The sequence below is a fragment of the Ralstonia sp. ASV6 genome, from assembly GCF_016429285.1.
Taxonomy (GTDB): Bacteria; Pseudomonadota; Gammaproteobacteria; order Burkholderiales; family Burkholderiaceae; genus Ralstonia; species Ralstonia flaminis.
In genome coordinates, this window is sequence record NZ_JAELUI010000217.1 from 1 (window position 1) to 5,872 (window position 5,872).

At 57.9% G+C, this 5,872-nt stretch carries 8 protein-coding genes; 7 read left to right on the forward strand and 1 reads right to left on the reverse strand.

Translation table 11 applies throughout. The features are described 5' to 3' along the window. From JHD73_RS29205 to JHD73_RS29210, 7 genes are all read left to right on the forward strand, one after another. The coding region (locus JHD73_RS29205; protein WP_233177155.1) for a hypothetical protein at positions 1-376 on the forward strand (376 nt) is incomplete at its 5' end. Positions 377-388: 12 nt separating this feature from the next. Then, positions 389-760: a hypothetical protein gene (locus JHD73_RS25910; protein ID WP_199033032.1), complete on the forward strand. Its 372-nt coding sequence runs from the start codon at positions 389-391 to the stop codon at positions 758-760. 234 nt (positions 761-994) lie between these two features. Then, on the forward strand, positions 995-1,246 hold the full coding sequence (locus JHD73_RS25915) for a major capsid protein (RefSeq protein WP_199033033.1): 252 nt from the start codon (positions 995-997) through the stop codon (positions 1,244-1,246). Between the two features lie 531 nt (positions 1,247-1,777). Further along, a complete protein-coding gene (locus JHD73_RS25920; RefSeq protein ID WP_233177156.1) occupies positions 1,778-2,848 on the forward strand; it encodes a hypothetical protein in 1,071 nt (356 codons plus the stop codon). Then, positions 2,849-3,169 (forward strand): DUF2523 family protein, encoded by a 321-nt coding sequence (locus JHD73_RS25925; protein WP_059038968.1) that lies wholly within the window; start codon positions 2,849-2,851, stop codon positions 3,167-3,169. It begins immediately after the preceding gene. Positions 3,170-3,176: 7 nt separating this feature from the next. Next, positions 3,177-4,322, forward strand: a complete 1,146-nt coding sequence (locus tag JHD73_RS25930) for a zonular occludens toxin domain-containing protein (protein ID WP_199033035.1) — start codon at positions 3,177-3,179, stop codon at positions 4,320-4,322. An 84-nt stretch (positions 4,323-4,406) separates the two neighbouring features. Next, positions 4,407-5,135: a hypothetical protein gene (locus tag JHD73_RS29210; protein WP_233177157.1), complete on the forward strand. Its 729-nt coding sequence runs from the start codon at positions 4,407-4,409 to the stop codon at positions 5,133-5,135. 287 nt (positions 5,136-5,422) lie between these two features. Here the strand turns inward: JHD73_RS29210 and JHD73_RS25940 are convergent, their stop codons facing one another. Continuing rightward, positions 5,423-5,755 (reverse strand): hypothetical protein, encoded by a 333-nt coding sequence (locus JHD73_RS25940; RefSeq protein WP_199033036.1) that lies wholly within the window; start codon positions 5,753-5,755, stop codon positions 5,423-5,425. Positions 5,756-5,872 lie beyond the last annotated feature (117 nt).

The window sequence follows — 5,872 nt, forward strand, 5'->3', positions numbered from 1 at the left end:
GTACTTGGCAGCAGCGGGTCGTTGTTCGGATCGAGGTGGCCGGCGTGTTTTGTTGCTGTGGCTTGCTGTGTTGTTTGCGTTCGCGTGTTCGCAGGTCGCTCGACATGCTTGGCGCTGGTTGCCCGTGTGCGGTTTGTCGTGTGCGTCGTTTGCGATGGAGTTTGCGCGCGCGACGAGTGTGGCTTTGTCGTTTTGGTTGGTGTGGTTCGTCGGGCGTGATGTGTTTCGTTTGATCCTTTCCGATTTCCGCGATGGTCGTGTGCACCTGTTTCTCGTTTGGGTCTGGTTGCTGGTGTTGTTGATGGTGTGGGGCGGTGCGTTGCGGATGCACTGGGCTTGGTTGTTTTCAGCGGCTCTGCGTGTTGGTTTGTTGTGATCGGGGGCTGTCATGAGCTTTAGCAGTCTGGAAGAGGCCGAGGATCACTACAACGAGCGTATCGATGATCTGAACCACGAGATTGGCGTTGTCGTTGAGGCGCTGCGGGTGTTGGGCGTGGCGGCGGATTACCTCGAATTGGTGCTGGAGGGGCAGGACGATGGCTCCCAGCTTCCGAGTTCGTCCAAGCGCGGTAGCGATGCGATTTGGGATCGTTTGAATCTGGTGTACGCGCGGCAGGGTGAGCGTGAGGAAGAGAAGACCACGCTCGGTTTGGAGTTGGAGGATTGCGAGTTTTCTTTGGATGAGCAGCGCGATTTTTTTGCGCAGCGTGAAGCTGAAGAGGATGACGAGTACGAGTTTGATGACGGGGTGGATTCGTGAGCCAGTGCGTTCAAGTGCAGAACGGGCAGCTCGTGCCGGTGGATGGTGGTGCCACCTCGTGCAGTGGGTATGTGTTGTTGACGCCTGATGAGTTGGCGTTGATGCGTTTTTTGCCGTCGATGAGTGTGAGCGACGGTGCGGCAGTTGGTGGCGCGATTCTGTTGTGTTGGGCCACCGCTTTTGGGCTCCGGCAGGCTGGCCGGGTCTTTTTACAACGTCATGAGGAGTAGAGAAATGAAAGAGAAACTGAATCGTCTGCGCGGCCTGGCTGTTGGTCATCTGGCGCGTGTCGGTGCTGGTGTCGGCGCTGTTGCGATGGCTGCTGCCGCGCATGCTGATACCGGTACTGGTAGCAACATCGATCTGTCGAGCGTGATTGCTGCTATCGCCGTGGCCGTGACGGCGATCACGACGATTGGCGTCGCGGTGCTGGGTGTTCGTGCCGCCGTGGCTACCTACTCGTGGGTGCGTCAGGCCATCAAGTGATGGACGTGGATCGGGGGACGCCCCGGTTTGCTGCGGGGGCTTCGGCCCCCGTTTTCATTGGAGGGTGTGATGGAAGGCTACTTCGTGATCCTTGCGCTAGCGGGTGCTGGATGGATTCTTTTTTCGTGAGGGTGGTGAGCTATGCCCTGTTTATTTTTCTTTCGTCCTGCGCGCATTTGGACCGTTCTCCACCGGGTTCATGCGAGACTGGCTATAGCGTGTGCATTTGGCCTGCTTACGGCTTCTAGCGCGTGGGCGACCCAATACTGTTACGGGACCGTTTGTGGCGTGACCGCGTTGGATGCGGCCAAGGCCTTTACCAGCTCGTCTTGGGGTAGCGGCTATAGCGTGTCTCAGTGCGTTGTGCAGAGCTTTGGTGTCAACTGCGACATCGTCGATGCTAGTGGGCGTTGGCAACAGACGATTACGGAGTTGCCTAGTTCCGGTTGCCCGTCCGGTTACACGGAGCAGGCGGATGGTTCTTGTAAGTCCAACGCTCCGCCCCCGCCGCCTAGTTGTTCTGATCCTTCGTTGCTCAACAAGTACAGGGGTGTTGGTTATACGACCTCATCGACGCAGGCATGGGCGCCGGATTACATCTGCATCAAAGGGTGTCAGTACGATCCGGGTGGCTTTACGGTGACCTATCCGAATCCGAATTCGTTGACTGGTTACACGAGTGGTGGTCGAGCTGGTGCCGCCAGTGGCAAGTCGTGTGACATGACGAATTGGCCGCAGATCACTATCGATGTTGACTTGTCGAACGCCACTGACCCGAAGAACTTGCCGCCGTCGCCTGAGGTGTGTGCTGCGCAGGGTCGCTTCTATGGCCAAGTGAACGGTGTTGACGTGTGTTCGCCTGCTATTCCGCCTGGTGGTTCGGTTTCTACTAATAACGGTTCGACTACTACACAGCCTGGTGGGACTGGTGCGAGCGCGCCTGCTGGTACGCCTCCGGATACGTCCAGCTCGAATACGACGTGTGATGGTCAGAACTGCACTACGACCACGGTTGTTGTTGGTGGTGGTGGTCGTACTGTGAACTGCGGTTCTGTGCATGTGTCCGCGGCGAGCATTCCGGCTGCGAGTGGTCCTGCTACGAATGACACGTGTTCAACGACTGTGACAGTGCCTCAGCAGCAGTTCTGTCAGCAGAACCCGAATGCCGTCGTGTGCAGGGATGATTCTGTGAGCGGTGGTGCCGATTGCAGTGCACCACCGTCCTGCAGTGGTGATGCGATTAGCTGCGCGATTTTGAGCCAGCAATGGAGCACGCGTTGTGAGCTGCAAAAGTCTCAGGACCCGACGATTCAGCTTGGGCAGCAGATTGTGCAGGGGCAAGACCCGATGGCGGGTAAGTTTCCGACGCCTGCGCAGGCCGATGCGAGTCCCACGGACATGTCGCAGATATGGGCTAATGCAGAAGACACGACGTATCAGGCTGAGTGCATGGGGGACTTTGATGTTTCCTTGCCGCCGCAGATGGGCGGCTCGTTGCATTTCGACTTGTCGGGGCTGTGCAAGGTCGGTCAGTTGATTGGGTCGCTCAACGTCATTGGCACGTTGGTCGTGTGTCTCTGGATGATGCGGGGGATCGTGTAAATGCCGTTTCTTGCTCTCTTGGGTAGCGCCATTGTTGGTGCGTTGGCGAGTGCTTGTGTTTCGTTGGTGGGGCGTGTGCTTGTGGCGCTTGGATTGGGTTTCGCGACTTACAAGGGCATGGATGCAGCGTGGAAGGGCATCTGGACGATTTTTCAGGGGTATATGGCGCAGGTTGCTGGCGGGGCGTTTCCGCAGATCGTCGGGATCATTGCGCTTCTGAAGGTGCCGACGTGCCTGAACATGATGATCGCGACCATGGCAGCTCGTGCGGTGGTGGCCGGTGTCACTGCGGGCAATCTGCGGCGCATCGTGGCTAAGTGAGGGCGGCATGCTGACATTCATTACCGGCCAGCCTGGCAATGGCAAGACGCTGTACACGATGGCGTTCGTTGAGCAGAAGCGCAAGCTGGAGAACCGCCCTGTTTTCTATTGCGGGATTCCGGAGGTAACGCTTGATGGGTGGACGTTGCTTGAGGACCCGACGACTTGGTATGAGCTGCCCGAGAAAGCCATCATCGTGATTGACGAGGTGCAGAAGGTCATGCCGCCTCGGCCGTCGAGTTCGCGTCCGCCCAAGCACGTGATGGAGCTGGAGACGCACCGTCATCGAGGCTATGACCTGTTCTTCCTCTCGCAGGACCCGTCGCTGGTTGACAACCACATCAAGAAGCTCGCCGGCGAGCATATTCACCTGATCCGCCAGTGGGGGCGTGAGAAGGCTGATGTGTTCAAGATGCAGAAGGTCCAGGACCCGACCAATGCGAACCTCAAGCGGGCGTTGCGCAGTACCTTTCCGTATCCGAAGGAGGTCTACGGTTGGTACAAGTCTGCCGATGCACATACGCACAAGAAGAAGATGCCAGCGCGGTACTGGCTCATGTTCATCCTGCCGGTGATCTCGTTGATTTCGGGGGTCTACGGCGTGCGGTTGCTCTGGAAGATGGGGCACAAGGATGAGGTGCCCGCCGCGCAGTCGCAGGCGTTGCCGTCGATGGGTGGCGCGTCTGCGCCTGTTGGGTCGTCAGCGCCACGGGGCGCTCCGGTGCAGACAGCAGCTGAGTACATGGCTTCGTATGTGCCTCGCGTAGCAGGGTTGCAATACACCGCGCCTGCTTATGACGAGCTCACGAAGCCGCGGCGCGTGCCGGTGCCTGCTGCGTGTGTGCAGATCCGTGGCGGCTGTGAGTGCTGGACGCAGCAGGGTACGCGCCTGGAGACCACCGTGCAGATCTGTGACCAGGTGGTGAGGCGTGGTTTCTTTGAAGCGTTCGATCCGGATGGCCAGCGGACCGAGAAGGCTGCGCAGCCTGCGCCTCAGCCTGTTGCTGCACCGCCGTCTGCGCCGCAGGAGGTGCGTATGGTTCTCGATGTCGCCAAGCCGCAGGAAGCTGCCCAGGAGCCTCGCAAACGCACCGTTGTTGGGTCGGGTAGGGCGCGTCGTGTTGACGAGCTGGAGGCCTTTCCTGAAGGCTGAATTTTCGTTACCTGAAAAGTGTAACAGTAATTTAATATCCGTTACTGGTAACGTAAAATGGATTCATCAGATCGGGAGGCGAATATGCGTGACGTAACGGATAACGTGACTGGCGAACTGCCTGGTGTAGAGCAGAAGCGTGGCCGTGGTCGTCCGCGCAAGGCGCACGCGATGAGCAATGCAGAACGCCAGGCTGCGTTTCGAGCTCGTCGTAAGGCTCAGCAGTCTATCGAGGCAAAATCTGTTACTAAGCGCATGACCGTAACGGAAATGCTTTCCGACGTTGACGCCTACGATGAGTGCCGCCTTGAGGTCGACGAGCTGCGCAGTGAGCTGGCTGATGCTCAGCAGACGATCGATGGCCTTATGGATGAACTGAACGCGCTTCGGTCACCGGGTTACCAGGCTGAGATTGACGAGCTGCGCAAGACCGTCGCTCATTTGCAGAAGTCTCACGCTGCCGAACTGGCTCTGAACGGCAAGCTGCGTAAAGAGCTGGATCTGACGATCGAAGAGCGGGGCAAAGCGTATGACCTAGCTGACTTCAAAGAAGATCAGCGCCAGGAGCTCGTGGCTGAGATTGCCCAGTTGAAGGCAGGTCAAAAATTCGTTACGTCGAGTAACGGAAAATCAGCTTCTTGCGATCAATGGCTTGCCCTGGTGCGCGTAGCTTGCAAGGGTAAGACTCATAAGCAGGCGATGGCTGTCGCGCAGACTGCTGAGTTCAAGGCTGTTTTGCACGCTTTTGATGTCGACGATGCGATGTTTGTGGCCATTCAGGATGCCGTCCTGCCTCTCTCGAGCGGCGCATAATCGTTACGCGCAAGGCATAACGAAAAACATCTAGCGTCGGGAGTGTCCGCGCCCATGACCAGGCGTTAGAGGTGAGGCGAGGGCAGTATTTCGGGCGGTTGTCGCACGGCTAGTGCGGCTGGCGGGACCGAGCAGCGGGTACGACCAGGTACGTACATACGAGGCTGCCCACATCCAAACACCCCCTCTCTTGCAAGCCCGCTTTTCTCCTGCAGGAAGAATCACCTGCAAAGCTAGTCCTGGCGCGGGCCTTCAAAAACCATCGCGTGGATCTCCAGCTGGGATTTTCAGCAGTGGTTTGCGCTGAGCTGCTCGTCAATCTGCTTTATGACGGTGTTCATCAGCACCCCGGCGCGTGGATCCCATGAGTGTTCGGCTGCTGTTTTCTGGGCATCTGCGCGTGACCTGCTCAGCTGAGCGCAGTTGGATTTTCTTTGCTCCTCACGCTGCTGCTTTAAGGCACGTTCTGTAGGCGTCCCGAACTCGATGGTGGCTTCCATTGCTCGGTCGCAGGGCTTATCGGTGATGACCGTTTTGCCATTGATTTTGCATGTGCTGACCGTCTGTGCCGCTGCCGTGGGGATGGCTATGAAAGCCAAGAGCGGTAGGATTGCGCGCATGTCGTCACTTTTCGATTTATCGTGACGTAACAATAACACGCAGGGGTTGAGTGTCCGAGAACGAGGTTCGGGCGCTGGCGCGGGAAATCAGGCACTTGTACTGGCATATCCGGACGC

Coding starts and splice junctions, on each gene's coding strand:
- JHD73_RS25910 (WP_199033032.1), top strand. CDS start 389: ATGAGCTTTAGCAGTCTGGAAGAGGCCGAGGATCACTACAACGAGCGT.
- JHD73_RS25915 (WP_199033033.1), top strand. CDS start 995: ATGAAAGAGAAACTGAATCGTCTGCGCGGCCTGGCTGTTGGTCATCTG.
- JHD73_RS25925 (WP_059038968.1), top strand. CDS start 2,849: ATGCCGTTTCTTGCTCTCTTGGGTAGCGCCATTGTTGGTGCGTTGGCG.
- JHD73_RS25930 (WP_199033035.1), top strand. CDS start 3,177: ATGCTGACATTCATTACCGGCCAGCCTGGCAATGGCAAGACGCTGTAC.
- JHD73_RS29210 (WP_233177157.1), top strand. CDS start 4,407: ATGCGTGACGTAACGGATAACGTGACTGGCGAACTGCCTGGTGTAGAG.
- JHD73_RS25940 (WP_199033036.1), bottom strand. CDS start 5,755: ATGCGCGCAATCCTACCGCTCTTGGCTTTCATAGCCATCCCCACGGCA.